This window comes from Mycobacterium sp. 1245801.1 (assembly GCF_001673055.1).
Taxonomy (GTDB): domain Bacteria; phylum Actinomycetota; class Actinomycetes; order Mycobacteriales; family Mycobacteriaceae; genus Mycobacterium; species Mycobacterium europaeum_A.
Window position 1 is genome coordinate 1 of record NZ_LZKY01000421.1, and the last position, 2,431, is coordinate 2,431.

A 2,431-nucleotide genomic window follows, 5' to 3' on the forward strand; every position below is an offset into this window, starting at 1 on the left:
CACCCAGGTTCCGTCAGCGGTTTGGTAGAGGCTGCCCTCGCCGCGAGCGCGACGCTTAGCCATTGGTGACACCACAGGCGCAGCGGTGGCATTCGTGCCAGCCAATGAGTTCGCAGTAATGCCCCTCGTCCGGCCCACCCGGATAATCCGGCGCTCGGAAGTGCGCTCCACTGTGGTGGCGGTATCGCGCGCGTTCGTCGTTTGGCGGCGCTAGGTCGGGTGTATGACGAATAGTCCGGCGGCCGTCCTCTGTGAGGAGCCACGGACCGCATGGGCAGTCCCATGCTCCTGGCGTATGCCCTTGTGGCGCAACGCCTGCCGGCCAAACGTCTACAACTTCCACGGGGTTGCCCTCCCTTGTTCAACGGTGCCCTATCCGGGGCCCTACACGGGTCTAGCCGTGTCTAGCTATGTCCATGCTAAATGCGTTTGACCTGCTATTTCAACTGGCAAACGCCAGCATATCATACAACGGATGCTGACTCTTAATCAGCGGGTCCGGGGTTCGAAACCCTGACGGCGCACCAGCTCACCGAGTAGTTCAATATTTGGTGGCTTCTCCACTTCAATGGGGGGTTCACCCGATGGGTAGCGATCTCCGAGCAATCTCTTTCCCGACGATCGCGCGGGTCCTACCATCCCTGCGGTGGGGTTTTTCAGAGGGCACTTGTGAAAACTGACCTGAAGTGGGTCGAGCCCTTCGAGGGCCACTATCACGCCAACATCGACGACCGCAGCGAATACCGGGTGCACGTGGTCTCGACGGGCGGCTTCCGCGCCGAACGGGTGGACGACGGCTTCGTGCACCACGACCTGGGCCGGGCCGGCACCGCCGCCGAGGCGCAGGCGATCTGTCAGGACCTGCACACCAGGGCCCTGCGCCGCGCCGCATGGGAGGCCTACATGGCCGAGCACGACCCGCCGGGCTGGGAGTGACCCCCTCACCGGTTGACCGGAATTTTGCCGCCGTATCCCACCGCGACAGCCCCTCCTGCAGGTAATTTCTTGCTGGCACCGATCGGCGCCAGAAGCGCCGATAGGCCCCTTGGGACGAGCTGCGTCGAAGGAGCTGCAATGGGGTTCATCCGGCCCAACCTGCCCGTCGTCGACATGGCCGAGTGGACCAGCCGCTCCCGCGCCGAACGGATCGTGCCGATGGCGCGCCACATCGCCGAGCACGGCTTCGGCACCCCGCTGGTGATGCACGTGACGTACGGCGTGAAGATCGCGCTCTACATCCTCGGCGGTTGGCTCTTCGCGTGGTCGACCTCCGGCATCGGCGGCTTCAGCCACGTCGGCGAATGGTGGTCGGAGCCGATCGTGTTCCAGAAGGCCGTCCTGTTCACGATGCTGTTCGAGGTCGTCGGCCTCGGTTGCTGCTTCGGGCCCTTGGCGGGGCGCTACTTCCCTCCGATGGGGTCGATCCTGTACTGGCTGCGGCCCGGCACCATCCGGTTGCCGCCGTGGCCCAATCGGGTGCCGTTGACCAAGGGCAGCAACCGAACCCCGTTCGACGCGTTGCTCTACGGCGTCCTGCTGGTGCTGCTCCTGACCGCGCTGGTGTCCGACGGCGCCGGACCGATTCCCGCGCTGGACACCACGATCGGAGTGCTGCCGTGGTGGCGCACCGTCGCGATTCTGGCGGTCCTGGCCGTGCTCAGCTTGCGCGACAAGGTGATCTTCCTGGCCGCGCGCGGCGAGGTGTATGCGCCGCTGGCGCTGACGTTCCTGTTCGCCGGGGCGGACATCATCGTCGGCGCCAAGGTCGTCTTCATGGTGATTTGGCTGGGTGCGGCGACCTCCAAACTCAACAGGCACTTTCCGTTCGTGATCTCGACCATGCTGGCGAACAATCCGTTCATCCCCTCGGGGCCGCTCAAGCGGTCGATGTTCAGACACCACCCGGACGACCTGCGGCCCAGCGCGCTGGCGGGATTCATCGCGCACTTCTCGACCGCAGTCGAGGGTCTGGTACCGCTGGTGCTGCTGTTCTCACACGGCGGCTGGCCGACGGCCATCGCGGCGTTCGTGATGATCGTGTTCCACCTCAACATCCTGCTGGCCTTCCCGATGGGCGTGCCGCTGGAGTGGAACGTCTTCATGATCTTCGGGGTGCTATGGCTGTTCGTCGCGCACGCGCGCCTGGGCCTGTCCGACATCGCCCACCCGTTGCCGATCGCCGCCCTGTTCGCCGTCATGGCCGGCACGGTCGTCGTCGGGAATCTCTATCCGCGCAAGGTCTCGTTTCTGCCCGGCATGCGCTACTACGCCGGCAACTGGGACACCACCCTGTGGTGCGTGCGGCCGTCGGCCGACGAAAAGTTCCGCGTCGGCTCCCGCGCCCTGGGCCCGATGCAGCACCAGCAGCTCGAGCGGTTGTACGGCAGCAAAGAGGAAACCCTGATCCCGCTGCACCTGGCCTTGGCGTTCC

The 2,431-nt window shown here is 65.4% G+C and carries 2 protein-coding genes; both read left to right on the forward strand.

The window, feature by feature from the left end; translation table 11 throughout:
* Window positions 1-669 precede the first annotated feature (669 nt).
* On the forward strand, window positions 670-936 hold the full coding sequence (locus A5622_RS26920; protein WP_066860358.1) for a hypothetical protein: 267 nt from the start codon (window positions 670-672) through the stop codon (window positions 934-936).
* A 138-nt stretch (window positions 937-1,074) separates the two neighbouring features.
* A partial coding sequence (locus A5622_RS26925) for a DUF3556 domain-containing protein (RefSeq protein ID WP_066882343.1) occupies window positions 1,075-2,431 on the forward strand: 1,357 nt, incomplete at its 3' end.